The 18,246-nt window shown below is 61.3% G+C and carries 18 protein-coding genes; 10 read left to right on the top strand and 8 right to left on the bottom strand.

The features are described from left to right. Window positions 1-320: 320 nt before the first annotated feature. The 4 genes from LRO94_RS17490 to LRO94_RS17475 are packed head-to-tail and all read right to left on the bottom strand — an operon-like array spanning window position 321 to window position 4,914. Complete coding sequence (locus tag LRO94_RS17490) at window positions 321-1,565, bottom strand: efflux RND transporter periplasmic adaptor subunit (protein ID WP_179178788.1); 1,245 nt, start codon at window positions 1,563-1,565, stop codon at window positions 321-323. After that, a complete protein-coding gene (locus tag LRO94_RS17485) occupies window positions 1,555-3,018 on the bottom strand; it encodes a TolC family protein (protein WP_179178789.1) in 1,464 nt (487 codons plus the stop codon). Before LRO94_RS17485 ends, LRO94_RS17490 begins: the two co-directional genes overlap by 11 nt. Then, on the bottom strand, window positions 3,011-4,210 hold the full coding sequence (locus LRO94_RS17480; protein WP_032889744.1) for an ABC transporter permease: 1,200 nt from the start codon (window positions 4,208-4,210) through the stop codon (window positions 3,011-3,013). Before LRO94_RS17480 ends, LRO94_RS17485 begins: the two co-directional genes overlap by 8 nt. Then, window positions 4,207-4,914 carry an ABC transporter ATP-binding protein gene (locus tag LRO94_RS17475; RefSeq protein WP_032889741.1) on the bottom strand — a complete coding sequence of 236 codons (708 nt, stop codon included), beginning with the start codon at window positions 4,912-4,914 and terminating at the stop codon, window positions 4,207-4,209. Before LRO94_RS17475 ends, LRO94_RS17480 begins: the two co-directional genes overlap by 4 nt. Before the next feature lie 359 nt (window positions 4,915-5,273). Between LRO94_RS17475 and LRO94_RS17470 the strand changes: the two genes are divergently transcribed. Next, window positions 5,274-6,032, top strand: a complete 759-nt coding sequence (locus LRO94_RS17470; RefSeq protein WP_032889739.1) for a TetR/AcrR family transcriptional regulator — start codon at window positions 5,274-5,276, stop codon at window positions 6,030-6,032. A gap of 167 nt (window positions 6,033-6,199) precedes the next feature. Here the strand turns inward: LRO94_RS17470 and LRO94_RS17465 are convergent, their stop codons facing one another. Together LRO94_RS17465 and LRO94_RS17460 are read right to left on the bottom strand one after the other, a co-directional pair. Then, complete coding sequence (locus tag LRO94_RS17465) at window positions 6,200-7,261, bottom strand: FUSC family protein (RefSeq protein ID WP_032890043.1); 1,062 nt, start codon at window positions 7,259-7,261, stop codon at window positions 6,200-6,202. 23 nt (window positions 7,262-7,284) lie between these two features. Next, window positions 7,285-8,901 (bottom strand): NADP-dependent glyceraldehyde-3-phosphate dehydrogenase, encoded by a 1,617-nt coding sequence (locus LRO94_RS17460; protein ID WP_032889737.1) that lies wholly within the window; start codon window positions 8,899-8,901, stop codon window positions 7,285-7,287. Between the two features lie 138 nt (window positions 8,902-9,039). Here LRO94_RS17460 and LRO94_RS17455 point away from each other — a divergent pair, with 138 nt between their 5' ends. The 3 genes from LRO94_RS17455 to LRO94_RS17445 all read left to right on the top strand — a co-directional run bounded on the left by LRO94_RS17455 (window position 9,040) and on the right by LRO94_RS17445 (window position 12,546). After that, window positions 9,040-9,924: a Dyp-type peroxidase gene (locus LRO94_RS17455; RefSeq protein ID WP_179178790.1), complete on the top strand. Its 885-nt coding sequence runs from the start codon at window positions 9,040-9,042 to the stop codon at window positions 9,922-9,924. A gap of 65 nt (window positions 9,925-9,989) precedes the next feature. After that, window positions 9,990-11,354: an MFS transporter gene (locus tag LRO94_RS17450; RefSeq protein ID WP_032889731.1), complete on the top strand. Its 1,365-nt coding sequence runs from the start codon at window positions 9,990-9,992 to the stop codon at window positions 11,352-11,354. 70 nt (window positions 11,355-11,424) lie between these two features. After that, window positions 11,425-12,546 (top strand): MFS transporter, encoded by a 1,122-nt coding sequence (locus tag LRO94_RS17445; protein WP_032889729.1) that lies wholly within the window; start codon window positions 11,425-11,427, stop codon window positions 12,544-12,546. 1 nt (window position 12,547) lies between these two features. On the opposite strand, the gene LRO94_RS17440 is transcribed toward LRO94_RS17445, so the two are convergent. Continuing rightward, window positions 12,548-13,069, bottom strand: coding sequence for a DUF3087 family protein (locus LRO94_RS17440; RefSeq protein WP_095184429.1), 522 nt, complete (start codon window positions 13,067-13,069; stop codon window positions 12,548-12,550). A gap of 133 nt (window positions 13,070-13,202) precedes the next feature. Here LRO94_RS17440 and LRO94_RS17435 point away from each other — a divergent pair, with 133 nt between their 5' ends. Together LRO94_RS17435 and LRO94_RS17430 are read left to right on the top strand one after the other, a co-directional pair. Next, window positions 13,203-13,382 (top strand): hypothetical protein, encoded by a 180-nt coding sequence (locus LRO94_RS17435; RefSeq protein ID WP_032889724.1) that lies wholly within the window; start codon window positions 13,203-13,205, stop codon window positions 13,380-13,382. Window positions 13,383-13,394: 12 nt separating this feature from the next. Continuing rightward, window positions 13,395-13,595, top strand: coding sequence for a DUF6021 family protein (locus tag LRO94_RS17430; protein ID WP_032889722.1), 201 nt, complete (start codon window positions 13,395-13,397; stop codon window positions 13,593-13,595). A gap of 45 nt (window positions 13,596-13,640) precedes the next feature. On the opposite strand, the gene LRO94_RS17425 is transcribed toward LRO94_RS17430, so the two are convergent. After that, on the bottom strand, window positions 13,641-13,877 hold the full coding sequence (locus tag LRO94_RS17425; RefSeq protein WP_032889720.1) for a DUF6555 family protein: 237 nt from the start codon (window positions 13,875-13,877) through the stop codon (window positions 13,641-13,643). A 120-nt stretch (window positions 13,878-13,997) separates the two neighbouring features. Here LRO94_RS17425 and LRO94_RS17420 point away from each other — a divergent pair, with 120 nt between their 5' ends. The 4 genes from LRO94_RS17420 to tssC all read left to right on the top strand — a co-directional run bounded on the left by LRO94_RS17420 (window position 13,998) and on the right by tssC (window position 18,227). Further along, on the top strand, window positions 13,998-14,822 hold the full coding sequence (locus LRO94_RS17420; RefSeq protein ID WP_095184430.1) for an arylamine N-acetyltransferase family protein: 825 nt from the start codon (window positions 13,998-14,000) through the stop codon (window positions 14,820-14,822). Between the two features lie 249 nt (window positions 14,823-15,071). Continuing rightward, window positions 15,072-16,109 carry a type VI secretion system protein TssA gene (gene tssA, locus LRO94_RS17415; protein ID WP_233896848.1) on the top strand — a complete coding sequence of 346 codons (1,038 nt, stop codon included), beginning with the start codon at window positions 15,072-15,074 and terminating at the stop codon, window positions 16,107-16,109. A 38-nt stretch (window positions 16,110-16,147) separates the two neighbouring features. Beyond that, complete coding sequence (gene tssB / locus LRO94_RS17410) at window positions 16,148-16,648, top strand: type VI secretion system contractile sheath small subunit (RefSeq protein ID WP_099601010.1); 501 nt, start codon at window positions 16,148-16,150, stop codon at window positions 16,646-16,648. Between the two features lie 79 nt (window positions 16,649-16,727). Beyond that, window positions 16,728-18,227, top strand: coding sequence for a type VI secretion system contractile sheath large subunit (gene tssC / locus LRO94_RS17405; RefSeq protein ID WP_032889713.1), 1,500 nt, complete (start codon window positions 16,728-16,730; stop codon window positions 18,225-18,227). Window positions 18,228-18,246: the final 19 nt, after the last annotated feature.

The raw sequence follows: 18,246 nt of genomic DNA, 5'->3' as shown, positions 1-18,246 counted from the left end.
GGGTAGGGCTTGCTTCGGATCTGCGGTTTTTTGGGGTACATATCCGTTATTTGGGTAACGGCGGCTAGTGGTTCCGCTCTTACAGTGGGTCACTTTTGTAAAGGCCGGAATGCCGGCCATCGTGGTTGACGGGGCGATTTCAGATCAAAAGCAAGAGCGTGTCGGCCCTAGAGCCGACCGGGTTCTAAGTTGAACTCATTTCAAATGTGGGAGGGGGCTTGCTCCCGATGGCGGTGTGTCAGTTTATGCAGCTTTGACTGACCCTCTGCCATCGGGAGCAAGTCGAACCGTTGCACCGCCATCCCACAAGGGATCTCCATTTATCTTGGGGTCTTCACAAAGCCAGGCTTGAGGCCGAACACCTCAACCCCCTGCGCCGTCGATTGCCCGGTGGTCACTTTCACTCGCTCCACCGGCTTATCCATCGCTTCTCGATACTCCACCGTCATATCCGCTTGGATCGCCTCGCTCGGAATCACAATCGCCTGCGCATTGTTGTAGGTGATGATGGTCAACCGTGCACTCATCCCCAACCGCACCCGCTGCAACTGCTGGGGCGTCAGCTTGGGGATCGATAGCGTCACCGGAAACTGCGCACTGCCCTGGCTGTCACTGGCCATCGCCAACCCGCTGACCACGCTGACTGAGCCAGTCAGCCGCTCGCCATCAAACCCATCGCCCATGACCTCCACCGCTTGGCCCTGATGCAATTGGTTGATGTCCAACTCCGAGACCTTGGCGACGATTTTCAGCCGTTCTATGTTCGCCAACCCGAACAACACCTGGCCTTGGCTGATCTTGCTCCCAACTTGGATGGGGGCGTTGGTAATGCCGCCGCCTTGAGGTGTGTTATTGCCAGGCGCGGGCACCACGATGCCGGAAAACGGCGCCTTGACCTCCTGGCCTTCGAGTAACGTGCGCAGGGCCTCGTATTTCACCGTAGCGTTGGTCAGTTCCATGTCGGCAATCTGGCGGTACTCGCCTTTGCCCTGATCGAGCGCCTGTTGCAGTTCGCTGCGGGCGGAGGCGAGGTCCAGCTGTTGTTGCTGGGCTTGCTGCTTGAGTTCGTCCAGTTCGTTGCGCGGGATGATGCCGCGCTTGAACAGGTTGTCGCTTTCGGTGAGTTTGCGCTGGGTGTTGCCGGCATTCATCTCGGTGGTGCGCAGGCTGCGGCGGGCACGGCTGACTGCCGGGCTGCTCTCCCAGTCTTGCATCTCCTGCACGGTACGCCGGGCCTTGAGCTGGGCGGAAAGTGCGTCGCGCAGTTGCACTTGGAGGGTGGCCGGGTCCATGCGCAGCAGCACCTGACCGGCCTCGACCCGTTGGCCTTGTTCCACCAGGTTGGCCTGCACGTTGCCGTCGAACGGGGCGGTGAGGATGAGGGTGGTGTCGGGCTCGATCTTGCCCACCAGACCTATCTGGTGCACCAGCGGGTCGGGTTTTATGGCCAGCCATTGCTCGGCGGTGCTGGCGGGACTGGAAGCAGGACTGCGCAACGCCAGCCCCGCTCCGACCAGCAGCAGGATCACTACAGCGCCCAGCAGGCGTTTTCGATTAGTAGTCATTGAGGGTGATTTCCCAACTTTCCAGCGTCATGCCCAGGGTCAAGTCGAGCTGGGTCTGGGCGTTCAAATAAGCGATCAGTGCATTGAGCTGCGCGTTTTCGGCGTTGCGCAGGTCGGTCTCGAAACTCAGCACCTGGAAGTTGGTGGAACGTCCGGCACTGAGCTTTTCCCGCTCGATCTCGATCTTGCGCCGTGACAGCTCCACCGCACGCTGGGAGATTTCATATTGGCGCCAACGGGTGCCGAGGTCGCGCACCACATCGTTGACGCTGCGCTCCAGTTCCTGACGGGCGTCGGTGATGCGGATTTCCTGATCCTCCACATTCACCCGCGCACGCACTTCGGCCTGGCGTGTGCTGATGTCACCGATGGGGATCTGCACCTGCACCCCGGCGTAGCTGTCCCAGGTGCGGTTATTGCTGCTGCCGGCGTCGTTATTGTAGTTGTCGCGAATCTGGTTCGCGCCGGCCACCAAATCCACCTGCCAGCGCCCGGAGTCTTTGGCGATCACCAGGTCGAGGTCGGCCTGCTGGCTGCCGAGCAGGGCGGCGAGGTACTCCGGTTGCTGGGTTTGCGCCAGGGTGAAGGCCTGGCGCTTGTCGATCTGCATGGGCTTGGCCTCCAGGGCTTCGGTGGCGCGAATCGGCGTGGACAGGTCCAGGGCCAGCAGACGCAGGAGCGCCATGCGATTGGTATCGAGTTGGTTTTGCGCTTCTTCCACGCCCAACTGCTGGGTGGCGATATCGGCTTCGGTCTGCACGATTTCGAACTCGGCCATGCGCCCGGCGCTGATCAGCGCCTTGTTCACGTTCAGCAAGGTGTCGGAGCGTTTGAGGGCTTCCTGCACGATCAGCAGTTGTTCCTGGGCGCGCAGCAGTTCGCGGTAGGTGGCGATGATCTGGCTGATGGTCTGCGCCACGGTGGCCTTGAGGTTCAGGCGATTGGCCTGTTCCGACAGGCGTGACAGGCGCAGCGGCGCCGTGGTGGCGTCCCAGCCGGCACCGCGCAGCAGCGGTTGGATGATCGCCAGGTCCAGGCCGTCGCTGCGGTAACGGCCGGCGCGGTCGGCGTTGTTCAGTTGCTGGGTCCAGCCCATGCTCAGTCGGGTGCCGTACTCACTGAGCAAACTGGTGGCCGGCGCCACGTTGGTGTTGCGTGCGCTGTCCTGGGAACCGCGGGTGGCGCGGTAATAGCTGTTGAGCGTGAGCTTGGGGTTGAACACGTCTTCAGCGACCCGCAGGTCGAACTTCTGCGCCACCCGTTGCAGGTAGGCGCTGCGGATTGCCGGGTTGTTGCGCAGGCCCAGGTACACCGCGTCGCCAAGGGTCAGCGCGGTGACCTGGGCGTTCAACGACACGCTGCGGGGGCTGCTGGGGGCCGAGGGACGGATGAGCACATCGGCCGCCACGCCGGGCAGGCTGATCAGCGCGAGCAACCAGAGCCATTTACTCATCACGCAGGGCCTCCACCGGTTGCAATCGCGAGGCCGAAACTGCCGGGTAGAGGCCGAAGAACAAACCCACCAGCAATGTACTGCCCACGCCGAGGGGCAGGGCGGCAGCCGCCAGCGCGAACTCCCAGCCCGACAGCCAGGCGTAGAGCCAGGCAGCGCTCATGCCCAGCACCGCGCCGCACAGCGCGCCGACGGCGGTGAGGGTCACGGCTTCGAGCAGGAACAGGTTGCGGATATCCCGCTGGCGAGCGCCCAAGGCCATGCGAATGCCGATCTCGCGGCGGCGCTCCGAGACGTTCATCAGCATCACGTTCATCACCCCCACGCCACCGCCCACCAGGGAAATCGCGCCGAGGGCCAGTAGCAGGTAGGCGAAGGTGCGGCTTTGCCGGGTCATGCCGTCGATCATTTGCTGGGGCACCTGAATGTCGACAGTGTGTTCGGTGAGCTGGGTCTGCAAGGCGTCGGCGGCTGCCCGGGCGATGTGCTCCATGTCCTGGCCGGGCGCGGCGCGGATGATCACATTGCTGATCTGCGGCGTGGCGTAGATACGGCGCATGCCTTCGGCGGGGATGAACAATGACTCGTTGGCCTGCACCGGCATCAGCATCGCCCGCGGTTGGTTGTGCAGAATGCCGACGATCAGGAACAGGTAGTCGTTGATACGCACCCGGTCGCCCAGTTGCACGGGATCGCCCGGCGCGCCGAGTGCCTGGGCGACCTGGTCGCCAATCACGCCATAGGTTTCGTTGGCGTCGTAGCTCGACAGAAAACGCCCTTGTCGCAGTTCCAGGCGCATCGTTTGGGGAATCTCCGCTGTGCCGCCGACGAAGTTGGCGTTGGCTGTGCGGCCATGGAACACGATGGGCCCGCTGAACAGGCTGAGTGCGCCGATGTGCGCGATGCCTGGCACGGCCTCGCGCACCGCTTGCAGGTTGAGTGGGGTACGCATCGGCACGTTGTTGTTGCCTTTGGGCGGGAACTGCACCACCAGGGTGTCGGTGCCCATGTCCTTGAAAATCATCGCGGCATCCACTGCCGCGTTATGGCCGATATTGATCAGTGCTACCACCGACGAACTGCCAATCACGATGCCCAAGAGGGCCAGAACCGAGCGCTTGCCAAGGGTGCGCAGGCTGATGAAGGCTTCATGCAGCAATTGGCTGAGGCTCTGTTCGACCCGCAGGCTCATAGGCGACCGACCTCGTGCACCACGCCGTTGCGCACCAGAATCTTGCGTTCCAGTCGCTCGGCGATAGTCGCGTCGTGGGTGACGATGATCAGCGTGACCTGTTGCTCGCGGTTCAGCGCCAGCAGCAGGTCCATGATGTCCTGAGCGGTGCTGCTGTCGAGGTTACCGGTGGGTTCGTCGGCCAGGATCACCGAAGGTTTGCCCACCAGCGCGCGGGCGATAGCAACGCGTTGGCGCTGACCGCCGGAAAGGTCGGCGGGGCGATGGTGAGCGCGGTCGGCCAAACCCACTTGTTCGAGCATGCGCAGGGCCTGCTCCACCGATTCATGGCGCGACACTCCGCGATAGCTCAGGGGCAAGGCGACGTTGTCCAAGGCGCTGAGGCGCGGCAGCAGGTTGAAGCTCTGGAACACAAAACCGATCTGCTGGTTGCGGATCGCCGCCAGTTCATCCGGGGTGGCGCTGAAAATATCGTGGCCCGCAAAGTGGTACTGGCCGCAGTTGGGCAAGTCCAACAGGCCAAGAATATTGAGTAGGGTGCTTTTACCGGAGCCGGACGCGCCGAGAATGCCGCAGCTGTCACCGCGGGTGATGGACAGGCACACGTCATTGAGAATGGACAGCTCTTGCCCGGCCAACTGATAGCGTTTGCCGATGCCTTGCAGGGAGATCAAGCCTGGGTGCGCGGGGGTATCTGTCATCATGACTACGCCTGCAGTCTCGACGCTGCCGTCATGTCCCCCGGTAAATCCTTGTAACAAGTTCGGGAGTTGTCAGGTACGCGTCACGGACTGGTTTTATTTCTTGTTTTTAAAATATTGTTTGAATACTAACCGTGTTCCCAGCGCTTCGCCAGCCATGGATGTAGAGCGGTTTTACCCTTTGAAACGATTACATAAGACGGTGTGAGGGGCCGCCAAAATTGCCCGGATCACCCTCAAAATGCCCGCTGGCCAAGGCTTTGAATCGTATGGCGGTACATCCCCACTTGCTTTCGACCGGCCGCCCCGGTATAAAAAATCAAATTATTTTTTAAAACAATATTTCCGCCGTGGAACCCTTTATGGTCGCGAAGAAACTCAGCGCTCCAAACATTACCAAGACTCGATTGCTGGATGCGACAGAGGCGCTCTTTATTAAGTACGGTTATGACGCAGTGTTGTTACGGCAGATTACCGAGCGAGCCCAAGTGAACCTGGCCGCTGTGAACTACCACTTCGGGGACAAGGATTCCCTGATGAAAACCCTGCTGATGCAGCGCCTGGAACCGCTCAACGAGCAGCGCCTGGAACTGCTGGCGCGCTGCGAAGCCGAGTCTGATGGCCCACTCGATTGCGATACCCTCCTAGGCGTGCTGTTCGCCCCGGCCATGGGCCTGGAGCGCAGCGATCCGGCCAGTGCGAGTGGGGAAGGGCGTTCGTTCATCCGTTTCCTGGGTCGTGTGTACAGCGACACCTCACCGTTCATCCAGGAATACCTCAAGGTGCATTACCAGCCGGTGTTCCAGCGCTTCTTCGAAGCGTTCGCCCTGGCCTTGCCAGATCTGCCACGCAATGAGCTGGGCGTGCGCCTGCAATTTGCCCTCAAGGCGATTTCCGGGGTGATGGCCGGTACCGAACTGCGCTTGCTGATGAATTCCATGAGCCTGGGCCGCCCGGCGACGGATGCCGAAGTGATGGCCAAGTTGATCACCTTGGTCTCGGCGGCGATTCGTGTGCCGCAGCAAAGCCCGGAAGCGGAAACCGCGTTGGCGAAGGTGCTGGATACCCAGCGTGCCATTCGTGAACAAGCGGCCGCGCCCGCTGCCAAGGCCTCGCGTTAAGTCAAATCCCAGGCAAAAAAAAGCCCGCTGGGGCGGCGGGCTTGATGTGCAACGTTTGTAACGGATGAGGCTTCACCCTACGTCCCGGGATGTGAATAAAACGTGAAAAATATGTAGGAGAAAGTGTGAATGTGTAGATGCTGGGTACACGTCAACGGACCAGCTTTCTAGATCTTCCAGCGCCCGGCGCTCTTAGCCAGCCGCTGGCGCATCCCATCCACATTCGCCGCCAATTGCACCGTCAGCAACCGATAACCGTCCAACGCGCTGTAGACCGGCGTATCCAGCGCCGGCTCGCTCACGCCGGCATGGCTTGGCCGCTCCAACCGCTCTGTCACCCCCGACTTCAGCGCCCTCGCCATCCCCACCAACTGCACACGAATCTGCCGGTGCTCAGCCTTCAACATCATCTGCATGCGCGCAGTGGCCTGTTCATCACGCGGGTCCGGCCGCGTGTTGCCGAGAATTTCCAGGGTGCTGATGCACATGCGCAGGTGCCGCTGGATCGCGTCCAGTTCGGTCATGGAGATGCGCACTTCCTTGGACACCGACGGCATCAGCGAGCGCAGTTGCACCATCGCGGCATTCAAGCGGTTCAACAATTTGAGGTGTTCATCATCGGTGACCGATTGGCCGTTGATGATCCTGCTGTAAATCGCCGCACAGTCGCGCAAAGCACTGGCCAGGTTGTAGCGCCACGAGTACACGGCATACAGCGGTAGGGCGAAGGAAAACGCCAGGGCCAGCACGATGCCAATCAGGATATCGACCGTGCGCCACAAACCATCCGAGATCGGATTGTCGCCGTGGCCGGCGACGATAAACACCGTGATCGCTGACAGCAGGGCGATGTATCCGCCCTTGCCGATGGCGTGATAGGAAAAGAACCCGCACACCACCGACATCAGCAAATAGGTCAACAGCGGCAGACCGAAGTAGGCCTGTTGCACCACCAGCAGCAAGCCGACGCTGGCGCCGATCAAAGTACCGTAGGCGCGCTCCACGGCTTTCTTGCCGATATTGCCGTGGTGCTGCAAACCGCCGATCACGATCAGCATGGTCACCGACGCCCACTCACCGTGGGGCAGGTTGATGCCGGTGGTCAGCAGGATCGTCGCCAGCAAGCCAATGGACACGCGCACGGCGTGGATCAGCTTGGCATGGCGATAGCGACGGTACGGGTCGAGCAACGGGCGCAGCAGGCGCCGGGCAAACATAGGCAAATGCAGGTTAATCAACTGCTCGCGTTCCTCTAGAAAATGTAATCGGTGGTCAGGAAGCTCGAATCGCGGTTGCGCAGGATGTCGCTGACCAGCGCCTTGTTGCTCTCCTGGAACTTGGTGGCCACCAGGGTGCGGATCGAGAACACCCGCAAGGCGTCATGTACCGACAACGTGCCTTCGGCCGAGTTCTTGCGCCCGTTGAATGGGAACGTGTCCGGCCCGCGCTGGCACTGGGCGTTGATATTGATCCGGCCAACCTGATTGGCAAAGGTGTCCACCAGACGCCCAACTGCTACGGCGTTGGTGCCGAAGATGCTCAATTGCTGCCCGAAGTCCGAGTCGAGTACGTACTCGATCACCGTCTCCAGATCGCGGTAAGGCACGATCGGCACCACCGGGCCAAACTGTTCTTCGTGGTACACGCGCATCTGCGGGTTCACCGGGTACAGCACGGCCGGGTAGAAAAACGAACCACGGCTGGTGCCACCGTTGGCATTCACCACCTGGGCACCGTGTTGTTGAGCATCGGCCACCAGATCATTGAGGTAATCCACCTTGCCCACTTCCGGCAGCGGCGTCAGCGACACGCCGTCTTCCCATGGCATGCCGGGCTTGAGTGTCGCCAGCTTGGCGTTGAATTTCTCGATAAAGCTGTCGACCACATCCTCATGCACAAACAGGATTTTCAACGCGGTGCAGCGCTGGCCGTTGAACGACAACGAACCGGTGACGGCCTCGCTGACGGCATTGTCCAGGTCCACCTCGGGCAACACGATGCCGGGGTTTTTCGCGTCCAGGCCCAGTGCAGCACGCAAGCGGTGCGGCTTGGGGTGCAGTTTTTTAAGGTCGCTGGCGGCCTTGTTGGTGCCGATAAACGCAAAGATATCGATCTTGCCGCTGGCCATCAGCGCGCTGACGGTTTCACGGCCACTGCCGTAGATCACGTTGATCACTCCGGCCGGGAAGCTGTCGCGGAACGCTTCCAGCAGCGGGCGGATCAGCAGCACGCCGAGCTTGGCCGGTTTGAACACCACGGTGTTGCCCATGATCAACGCCGGGATCAGCGTGGTGAAGGTCTCATTGAGCGGGTAGTTGTAGGGGCCCATGCACAGCGCTACACCCAGCGGTACGCGGCGGATTTGCCCGAGGGTGTCCTGTTCCAGTTCGAAGCGGCTGCTGCGACGGTCCAGTTCCTTGAGGGCATTGATGGTGTCGGTGATGTAGTCGCAGGTGCGGTCGAACTCTTTTTGCGAGTCCTTGAGGTTCTTGCCGATTTCCCACATCAGCAGCGTGACCACGGCATCGCGCTGTTCGCGCATACGGCGCAAAAACGCTTCGACATGCTGGATACGGTCCGCCACACGCATGGTTGGCCATTCGCCCTGGCCCCGGTCGTAGGCGCGCACGGCGGCATCGAGGGCGGTGAGGGCGGTGTCGGCGTCCAGCAGCGGCGTGCTGCCGATCACCACACGGCTGTCGCCCAACTGCACCGGGCTCTGCACCTGGGCCAGCGGGCCGTTCCACACCTGCAACTGGCCATCGACCAGGTAATCACGCTGTTCAATGGGCGCTTCAAGCCGGAATTGCTCGGGAATATCGGCCACGGACGTTGGAAACAGCTGGGCGAGCAGGTTGCTGGTGGTCATGTCGCTACCCCTGGAATAGTTTCAAAACATGACTAGAGAGTCACCCAACAGAGGGCTCTATGGCAAGGCTTGCGCGCTTTCTCCTACGCACGATGACGTACGGCGGGTAAACTGCGCGCCTTTCTTGAAGGAGTTCACATGAGTCACTACCAGCCGGGCATTCTTGCCGCACCGGTGCCTTTGCAGGCACGCCATCTGTTTTTTGCCGTGCAAACCCTTGAAGCCGTACCGGCCGCGTTGGACGCGCTGGTGCAACTGGTGGATTCGGCGGCAGTGGTCGGTTTTGGTGAACCGCTGGTAAAGGCACTGGGCACGCACATCGATGGTCTGCGCCCATTCCCGGCTGTCAGCGGCCCGGGTGCGAATAATCCGTCCACCCAGCAGGCACTGTGGGTGTGGCTGCACGGTGTGGATCGCGGTGAACTGCTGTTGCGCAGCCGTGCCTATGAAAAGGCCCTGGCCCCGGCGTTTGGCCTGGTGCAGTCAACCGAAGGCTTTCGCTACAAGACCGGGTTTGACCTCACCGATTATGAAGACGGCACCGAAAACCCCCACGACGACGCCGCCGTTGACGCCGCGCTGACCGACAGCGGCGCCAGCTTCGCTGCGATCCAGCAATGGCAGCACGATCTCGACGGCTTCGCCGCCTTGCCCGCCCAGGAGCGCGACCACATCATCGGCCGCCGCCATGGCGACAACGAAGAGCTGGACGACGCCCCCGAATCCGCCCACACCAAACGCACCGCCCAGGAAAGCTTTACCCCGGAAGCCTTCGTGGTACGCCGCTCGATGCCGTGGGCCGAGAACGGTCAGGCGGGGTTGATGTTCCTCGCGTTCGGCCACTCGTTCGATGCTTTCGAAGCACAACTGCGCCGGATGAGCGGGTTGGAAGACGGGATTATCGACGGGTTGTACCGTATCAGCACGCCGTTGACCGGTGGTTACTACTGGTGCCCGCCGGTTATAGGCGGGCATTTGGACCTGAGCGCGCTGGCGAACATGAAATTGTCGACAGGCAACTGATCCGCGGCTGAAAAAAATCAGCGCTGCCCTTAATCTGGCAGCCTTATCACCCGCGTGGATCGTTCATGTCTTCTGCCGCCGATGGCCTGCCTCTCAACAAACGCCTGCCTGCCGTGATCGCGATCTCCCTGGGGATCGGCATGGCGACGTTGGACACGGCCATCGTCAACACCGCACTGCCGACACTGGCCGAAGGGATTGGTACCGATTCCGCCTCGGTGATCTGGGTGGTCAACGCCTACCAGTTGGCGATTATTGCCACGGTGCTGCCGTTTGCGTCGCTGAGTGACGTGCTGGGGCATCGCCGTGTGTACCTTGGCGGGTTGCTGCTGTTTATCGTCTCGTCGCTGTTTTGCGGGTTGGCCGGTTCGCTGGAGACCCTGACGGCTGCGCGGGTGGTGCAGGGGCTGGGGGCGGCGGCGATCATGAGTGTGAACACGGCGTTGCTGCGGCATATCTACCCGTCGAAAATGCTTGGGCGCGGCCTTGGTTATAACTCGTTGGTGGTGGGGTTGGCCTTTACCTTGGGGCCGACCGCCGCGTCGGCGATCCTGTCAGTGGCGACCTGGCACTGGCTGTACCTGATCAATGTGCCGCTGGGGCTGTTGGCCCTGGCACTCGGCGTGCGTTCACTGCCCATCCTCCCCATCACCGGGCATGCGTTTGACCGGCTGGCGGCATTGTTATGTGCCGGTTTGTTCGCCTTGTTGGTCTTGGGCCTTGGCACAGCGGTGCACGGCGCTCAAGGCGCACTGACCCTGGGCTTGATTGCCGTGGCGCTGCTGTGCGGCACCTTGTTGCTGCGTCGCCAGGCCGGTCATCCGGCGCCGATGCTCGCCTTGGACCTGTTCAAGCGGCCAGTGTTTGCCTTGTCCTCTCTCACTGCGATCTGCGCCTTCAGTGCCCAGGGCCTGGCCTTTGTGTCGCTGCCATTTCTGCTGCAAGCAGTGCTCGGCCATAGCCAGGTGGAAACCGGCTTCCTGATGACGCCGTGGCCGGCCGTGGTGGCGGTGATGGCACTGGTCGCCGGGCGCTTGGCCGACCGTGTGTCCCTGGGCCTGCTGTGCGGCATCGGCCTGCTGATGTTGAGCCTGGGCATGGCCGCATTGGCGACCTTGGACACCGGCGCGTCGGCCTTCGATATCGGTTGGCGCATGGCCTTGTGCGGCGCCGGTTTTGGTTTTTTCCAGTCGCCCAATCTCAAGGCGTTGATGACCAGTGCACCGCTGGCGCGCAGCGGTGGGGCCAGTGGCATCGTGGCGATTTCGCGCTTGTTGGGGCAGACGCTGGGCGCCTCGCTGGTGGCGTTGTGTTTCCACCTGTTCATGGCCAGCGGCCCGCACTCTGCGTTGTGGCTGGGCTGTGCATTTGCGCTGGTGGGCAGCGTGGCCAGCGGTTTGCGTTTGCTGCCCTATGGGAAAAAGACGTGACGGGGCGTTGTAAAGCGCGGTTCGCTAAGGCTACCGTGGCGACCTGAATATTTCGGGATGTTTCAGATTTATGTCCAGTCAGGCCCAACGCACTGCCGACACCACCTCCCGCCGCGCCGCGCTGACCCTGGCGTTGTGCCTGCCCAGCGACGTGTTGCTCTACCTGCTGTTGCCCATGGAATCCCAGGCCTTTGGCATTACCCTGGCACAGGCCGGGGTGTTGCTGGCGGCCAACCGCCTGGTGCGGATTTTCGGTTACCGGCATGTGTTGAATTTCTATGCGCGCAACGGCGATCGCCTGACCTGCATGATCGCCGCCGGTGCCGCTGCGCTGTGTGCCCTGGGCAATTCGGTGCTATCCGGCTTTGCCGCGTTGCTCGGGTTGCGGCTGGTGTGGGGCCTGTGTTTTGCCGCGTTGAACCTGTCGACCCAGGTATTGGCCACCGCTGAGCCAGAGGGCGCCGCGCGCCGGGCCGGGCGTTCGCGGGCCTTGATCGCCTGGGGACCGATGCTGGCGTTGCCGTTCGGTGGTTGGCTGACGCTGTGGGCCGGGCCGCGTCCGATCTTTGTGATTCTCGCCGGTTGTTGCCTGATAGGCCTTTGGATGGCGCGCGGCTTGCCCAGCGCCGGACATGATTTGCACAGCACACCAGGGCGTCGCTTCAAGTGGCCGGACAGCGTGGCACTGTGGTCGTTTATCGAAGGCGTGGCGCTGGACGGGCTGTTTATCTTTGGGCTGTCGATCCAGGCCCAGAAAATTCTCGGCGGCGATGCGGTGCTGATTGCTGGTGGCTTAATGGCCCTGCGCTACGTCTCGGAAATGCTTCTGAGCCCCCTGGGCGGTCGCGCGGCGCAGCGATTTGGCGCCACCGCCATGTTGCTGCTGTTTTCGTTCTTGAGTGCCCTGGCCTTGAGCGCATTCGGCAGCTATTGGGTGATCGTCGGCGCGGCGGCGGTGCTGGTGCTGCGCGCATTGCAACTGCCGCTGGTGACTACCTTGGTCGCCGAGCGCAACCCGGGTTCGATGCGAGTGTCGGCGCTGGCGTCCAATGCCGTCTGGCGCGACATCGGCGCTGGCCTGGGGCCGCTGCTGGCGGGTCTGCTGCTGCCGGTGGCGTCGGCGCCGCTGGTGTTTGGCGTGGCGGGTGCGGCGATTGCGGTGAGTGCGTTGTTCTGCTGGCGAGGCAGATGATTTAAACGCTTTTCAAACCGTCCAGCCACGCGGGGTCGAAACGGGTCTGTTCGGTGTCGATTCCCAGCGTCTGCATCCTGGCTTTATGCGCGTCCATTTCGCCGACCAGTTGCGCCTGGGCGCTGGAGTTGGCGTCCAGTGCATGCATCTGCGTCAGCCCCAGGTGATAGAAACGCAGCACTTTCATGGCCGTCGGATCATTGGCCTGCACACGTTCGGTGACGGTGTGCATCACATTGGTCACGCGCATCAGCGTGCGCTTGAGCTGCCAGCCGTACACCGCAGCGGCCAGCCACGACTTGGACCAGAAAGGGCCGCGCACCAGGGCGACGGTAATCAGCACCCCCGCGAACACACCGCCGACATTGAAGCGAAAGTTATCACCGCCGGGTTCGCCGAACAGCATCACCGCCAGGGTCGACAGCAGCATGGCCAAGGCCATGAACAGCACGGCCACGATCAACGTGCTGCGGCGGGTCTGTTGGCGGTAGGTGACGGGGTCGCAGGGTTTGAGCTCGAACATCCGGTCCAGGTCTCCAGGGCGGGTAGGGGGTGGCATCTTCTCATGGTCAGCGGTCAGCGGTGGGGCAATCAAGTTGAACCATGATCTGTGGCAGTTTCTCTAAACGAATGTAGTCCCTTTGAGGTGAACCACCATGCCCGAATACAAGCAACCACCGCCCGGTACACCCGACCCTGATCGCACACCCGGTGAAGAAGAGCGCGACAACGATGCCTTGCGCCCCAATGACCCGAAAGAGCGTGACGACCATGATGATGTGGAGCGCGTCGAAGAAGACTTGGAAAACCTCCACGACAAAGCTCGCCCGCTCTAACAGGAGACCATGATGAACAAGCGCTCGGATGGGCCCCCCTCTAACGAACACGCCAGCGGCAAGGATGAGCTGGGATTTGACCCCGACTCGCCGGATGTGGCTGATCCGCAGGTTGATCCGGTAGGTCCGGCGATTGCCCCGCTGGATAAAAAGGACAAGGACGAGGCGAAAAAAAAGCCGCCCTACGATCCGTTGGGCGACTTAAAGAAATAACAGCGTAATAGGTAATCAGGCCCCGCCATTGAGCGGGGCCTTCGTTTATTTAGGTGGCGTCCAGGAAACGTCGGTAATCCCGAACTTCTCCGCCCAGGGCCGGGTGGTTTTTTTCACTTGCTCGTGGCCGACGCGGCCGATACGGCTGACATGAGCAATGTCGGCATCGACCGCTGCCCAGTGCCAGGCCTCGGCGTTATTCATCACTTCGGCACGCACCACAAAGGACTTCGGTTGACCGTGCAGTTGGTAGTGGATGGTGTAGATTTTTGCGGTACTCATGTTGCCTCCCTGTCTTGTTATAGATGGAGGCTGAAGCGTTCAAAAAGGTTCATTCAAAATGACAGTTTGCATGTGAACGCGGCATAGTGACGCACTCTTCCTGCGCCCAAGGACCGTGCCATGACCCGCCTCAACCACAGCCATCTGTACCTGCAGCGCCTGGGATACGATTCGCCGCCACCGCCCACCCTGGCAACTCTGCGGGATCTGCAACTGCGCCATGTGTGCACCTTCGCCTTTGAAAGCCTGTCGACCCTGCTGCGCCTGCCGGTGCCGATCGACTTGCCCAGCGTCGAGCAAAAGGTGTTGTTCGATGGCCGCGGCGGCTACTGCTATGAGTTGAACCAGATGTTCCTCGCGCTGCTGCAGGAACTGGGTTTCGAGGCCCGTGGCATTACCGGTCGGGTGGTGATGGGCGGACCGCCGGACGCGCGCACGGCACGCACCCATCGTTTGAGCCTGGTGACCCTGGACGGGGTTCGTTACATCACCGATGTAGGCTTTGGCGGCATGGTGCCCAGCAGTCCGTTGCAGTTGGACACTGAGGCCGTGCAGGCCACCGCCCATGAGCCCTATCGCCTGACGTTCAATGCAGGGGAGAACAGTTACACGTTGTGGGCCGAAGTGGCGGGGGAGTGGCGTGGTTTGTATGTGTTCGACTTGCAGGTGCAGGGAGCCATCGATTACGAAATCGGTAATTGGTATGTCTCGACCCACCCGAACTCGCCGTTCTTGGGCCAATTGAAAGTCGCACTGCTGGCGCCCGGCAAACGCCATACCTTGAACAACGCGCATTACGCGATCCATTCCCTGGATCAGCCCAGCGAAAAACGGCTGCTGAACAACGCGCAAGAGCTAACGGCCTTGCTGAGGGACACCTTCGGTATTCGCGTGCCGGTGCAGCCGTCACTGGCTCAAGCAATGGCCGGCGGGTGGCCGACCTAAAGCCAGGCGACGCCATTTATGAGTGCGCGTTCTCTGTTCACAAGCGCTGCATTCGCAGCTTAATCCTACGCCCCGCAATGACACTGCCTGCATTCTCGTGTGGTCCCATCGCTATATAAATCCGCCCACGCTGAATATTTTCGGCAGTAGGCGTAGCGCGGGGGCTCCAACAGGCTCAGTTTTCTGAACCGTTGGATTCGACGTCCCGACTCGCGGCTCTACTGCCAGAGCCATTTGCCCGAGGGACACATGATGGGGTCGCCCACCGAAGCTCAACCACTGGATTTCACCCTGTTGTGCTTGCCCCTGAGCGAGGCCGATGGCGGTGGCCAGAACTTTGAATATTCGGCGCAATTCTTAGAACTTGAAGAAGAGGCACTGGGTAAACCCGAGGTTCAGTACGGCGACACCGTTACCGACGCCATCGAGCCGAACTGGAAGCGCGTCATGGCCCTCGCATTGCCGATGTTGGAGCGTAGCCGCGATTTGCGCCTGGCCATCTGGGCCACCCGCGCCGAACTCAACGTGCACGGCATCGCCGGCCTGTCGGCTGGCCTGGGGCTGGTGCAGGGGTTGTTGGAAAATTGCTGGGACGGGCTGTACCCCAGGCTCGACCCGGAGGATGGCCATGACCCGCTGTTGCGCATCAATGTCCTGGCGTTCCTATGTGCCCCCAACGGCCTGGTACGCGACGTGTTGGATGCGCCGTTGATCAACGCACGAGGCATCGGCGCGGTCAGCTTGAGAATGATCGATCTGGCGATTGTCGAGCACGGCGGCGAGGGCAATCACCCGAGCCTGGCGATGATCGAAGGGGCGCTTGTCGATGCCAATGCGCAACAGCTACAGGCCATTCACCTTGCGCTGACCCAGGCGTTAGCGCACAGCCTGCAGATTGAGCAGTGGCTGACAGAAAAAGTCGGCGTAGGTCGCGCCATCGACCTCAATGGACTGGTCGCTCCGCTGCGTCGCGCCGCTGAAATAGTCCGCCGGTTCTTGCTTGAACCTGCGCCGGTCGAGGCGGCTGCAGCCACTGTTGCTACCTCAGAGGTGGCCGCACCGCAGGCACTGTTCGGCGAGATCCGCAGCCGCGAAGAGGCGCGCCAGGTCATTGATCGGCTGTGCAGCTATTTTCATACCCATGAGCCCGCGAGCCCGGTGCCGTTCCTGCTGCAACGGGCAAAAACACTGATCGACAAGAATTTCATGGAGTTGCTGCAAGACCTGGCGCCCGATGGACTTGCGCAACTGGCGCAGGTCAGCGGCATCCGCACCAACGACAACTGAACGTTCATCTATCCACTCCACTCACCGGAGCCAGTTCCGTGGCCAAAGAAAGTAGCCAGAAGTTTATCGCCCGCAATCGTGCGCCGCGCGTCCAGATCGAATACGACGTGGAGATCTACGGCGCGGAAAAAACCGTGCAGTTACCCTTCGTGATGGGCGTGTTTTCAGACCTTTCCGGCAAACCGGCCGAGCCTTTGCCGCCGGTAGCCGAGCGCAAGTTTCTGGAAGTCGATGTGGACAACTTTGACGAACGCCTCAAGTCCATGAAGCCCCGTGTGGCGTTTCAGGTGCCCAATACCCTGACGGGCGAGGGCAACCTGCCGGTGGAGATCACCTTTGAGAGCATGGACGACTTCTCCCCAGGTGCAATCGCCAACAAGGTGCCCAGCCTCAATCAGTTGTTGGCCGCGCGCCGCCAGCTGTCGAATCTGCTGACCTATATGGACGGCAAGGTAGGGGCCGAAGAATTGCTGGCCAAAGTGCTCAGCGATCCGAGTGTGATGCAGGCCCTGTGCGCGGGCCCCCAACAACCCGACTAACTGAATGACCGTGGTCTCTGCCGGCGCCTCGTTTGCCCCGGTATGGGGACGCTGTTGCCCATAATTCAAGGATACCGTCATGTCCACTACGCAATCGGAACAACCCGAACAGGGAGCTCCGGCCACGGCATTCGACGCCGGTGACTTCGCCAGCCTGCTGCAAAAAGAATTCAAGCCCAAGACCGACAAAGCCAGGGACGCCGTGGAATCCGCCGTGCGCACCCTGGCAGAACAGGCGCTGCAAGGCACGCAGGTGATGTCCCATGACGTGCTCGGCACGATTGAGGGCCTGATCGCCAGCCTCGACCAAAAGCTCACCGAACAGGTCAACCATATCCTCCACCATGAGGAGTTCCAGGCCGTGGAAAGCGCCTGGCGCGGCTTGCATTACCTGGTCAGTAACACCGAGACCGACGAGTCCCTGAAGATTCGGGTGATGAACATTTCCAAGCACGAAGTGCATAAGACTCTGCGCAAGTTCAAAGGAGTGGCCTGGGACCAGAGCCCGATTTTCAAGAAGCTGTATGAAGAGGAATACGGCCAGTTCGGTGGCGAGCCCTATGGCGCCTTTGTCGCTGACTACTACTTCAACAACAGTGCGCCGGACGTCGAGCTGTTGACCCAGATCGCCCGTGTCAGTGCCGCCGCGCACTGCCCGCTGATCACCGCCGCTGACCCCAGCGTGATGCTTATGGAGTCCTGGCAGGAACTGGCCAACCCACGTGACCTGACCAAAATTTTCCAGACCCCGGAGCACGCGGCGTGGCGCAGTTTGCGCGCCAGTGAAGACTCACGCTACGTGGGCCTGGCCATGCCGCGTTTCCTGGCCCGTGCCCCTTACGGTGCCAAGTCCAATCCGGTGGAAGACTTCGATTTTGAAGAAACCACCGACGCCGCCGACGCCAAGGATTTCACTTGGGCCAACGCGGCTTACGCCATGGCCGTGAATATCAACCGTTCGTTCAAACACTATGGCTGGTGTTCGCAAATTCGCGGCATCGAATCCGGCGGCGTAGTGGAGGGTTTGCCGGTGCATACCTTCCCGACTGACGACGGCGGTGTGGACATGACCTGCCCGACCGAGATCGCCATCAGCGACCGGCGCGAAGCCGAGCTGGCCAAGAACGGCTTCATGCCCCTGGTGCACAAAAAAAACAGCGATCTGGCGGCCTTCATCGGCGCTCAGTCCCTGCACAAACCGGCGGAGTACGACGACCCGGATGCCAGCGCCAACGCCAACTTGGCAGCGCGTCTGCCGTACCTGTTTGCCACGTGCCGTTTTGCTCACTACTTGAAGTGCATCGTGCGCGACAAGATCGGTTCATTCAAAGAGCGCGACGATATGCAGACCTGGCTCAACAACTGGGTTGGCCGCTACGTGGAGCACAACCCGGCCACCGCGACCGATGCCGATAAAGCGCGTAAGCCGCTGGCGGGGGCCGAGGTCGTGGTGGAAGAAATCGAAGGCAACCCCGGTTACTACAGCGCCAAGTTTTTCCTGCGTCCGCACTACCAGCTTGAAGGCTTGACCGTGTCCTTGCGGTTGGTCTCCAGGCTGCCTTCAACCCAAGCGTCATAACCCCGTTGTTCAACCTGAA

The organism is Pseudomonas sivasensis, from assembly GCF_021391435.1.
Taxonomy (GTDB): Bacteria; Pseudomonadota; Gammaproteobacteria; order Pseudomonadales; family Pseudomonadaceae; genus Aquipseudomonas; species Aquipseudomonas sivasensis.
This window is presented reverse-complemented; position numbering and strand designations above follow the sequence as displayed.

What these genes read in the sequence shown, in the direction of transcription:
- LRO94_RS17430 (WP_032889722.1), top strand. Translation starts at nt 13,395, where the DNA reads ATGAACAAGCGCTCGGATGGGCCCCCCTCTAACGAACACGCCAGCGGC.
- LRO94_RS17425 (WP_032889720.1), bottom strand. Translation starts at nt 13,877, where the DNA reads ATGAGTACCGCAAAAATCTACACCATCCACTACCAACTGCACGGTCAA.
- LRO94_RS17460 (WP_032889737.1), bottom strand. Translation starts at nt 8,901, where the DNA reads ATGACCACCAGCAACCTGCTCGCCCAGCTGTTTCCAACGTCCGTGGCC.
- LRO94_RS17455 (WP_179178790.1), top strand. Translation starts at nt 9,040, where the DNA reads ATGAGTCACTACCAGCCGGGCATTCTTGCCGCACCGGTGCCTTTGCAG.
- LRO94_RS17420 (WP_095184430.1), top strand. Translation starts at nt 13,998, where the DNA reads ATGACCCGCCTCAACCACAGCCATCTGTACCTGCAGCGCCTGGGATAC.
- tssC (WP_032889713.1), top strand. Translation starts at nt 16,728, where the DNA reads ATGTCCACTACGCAATCGGAACAACCCGAACAGGGAGCTCCGGCCACG.
- LRO94_RS17450 (WP_032889731.1), top strand. Translation starts at nt 9,990, where the DNA reads ATGTCTTCTGCCGCCGATGGCCTGCCTCTCAACAAACGCCTGCCTGCC.
- LRO94_RS17485 (WP_179178789.1), bottom strand. Translation starts at nt 3,018, where the DNA reads ATGAGTAAATGGCTCTGGTTGCTCGCGCTGATCAGCCTGCCCGGCGTG.
- LRO94_RS17480 (WP_032889744.1), bottom strand. Translation starts at nt 4,210, where the DNA reads ATGAGCCTGCGGGTCGAACAGAGCCTCAGCCAATTGCTGCATGAAGCC.
- LRO94_RS17470 (WP_032889739.1), top strand. Translation starts at nt 5,274, where the DNA reads ATGGTCGCGAAGAAACTCAGCGCTCCAAACATTACCAAGACTCGATTG.
- LRO94_RS17435 (WP_032889724.1), top strand. Translation starts at nt 13,203, where the DNA reads ATGCCCGAATACAAGCAACCACCGCCCGGTACACCCGACCCTGATCGC.
- LRO94_RS17440 (WP_095184429.1), bottom strand. Translation starts at nt 13,069, where the DNA reads ATGTTCGAGCTCAAACCCTGCGACCCCGTCACCTACCGCCAACAGACC.
- tssA (WP_233896848.1), top strand. Translation starts at nt 15,072, where the DNA reads ATGATGGGGTCGCCCACCGAAGCTCAACCACTGGATTTCACCCTGTTG.
- LRO94_RS17475 (WP_032889741.1), bottom strand. Translation starts at nt 4,914, where the DNA reads ATGATGACAGATACCCCCGCGCACCCAGGCTTGATCTCCCTGCAAGGC.
- LRO94_RS17445 (WP_032889729.1), top strand. Translation starts at nt 11,425, where the DNA reads ATGTCCAGTCAGGCCCAACGCACTGCCGACACCACCTCCCGCCGCGCC.
- LRO94_RS17490 (WP_179178788.1), bottom strand. Translation starts at nt 1,565, where the DNA reads ATGACTACTAATCGAAAACGCCTGCTGGGCGCTGTAGTGATCCTGCTG.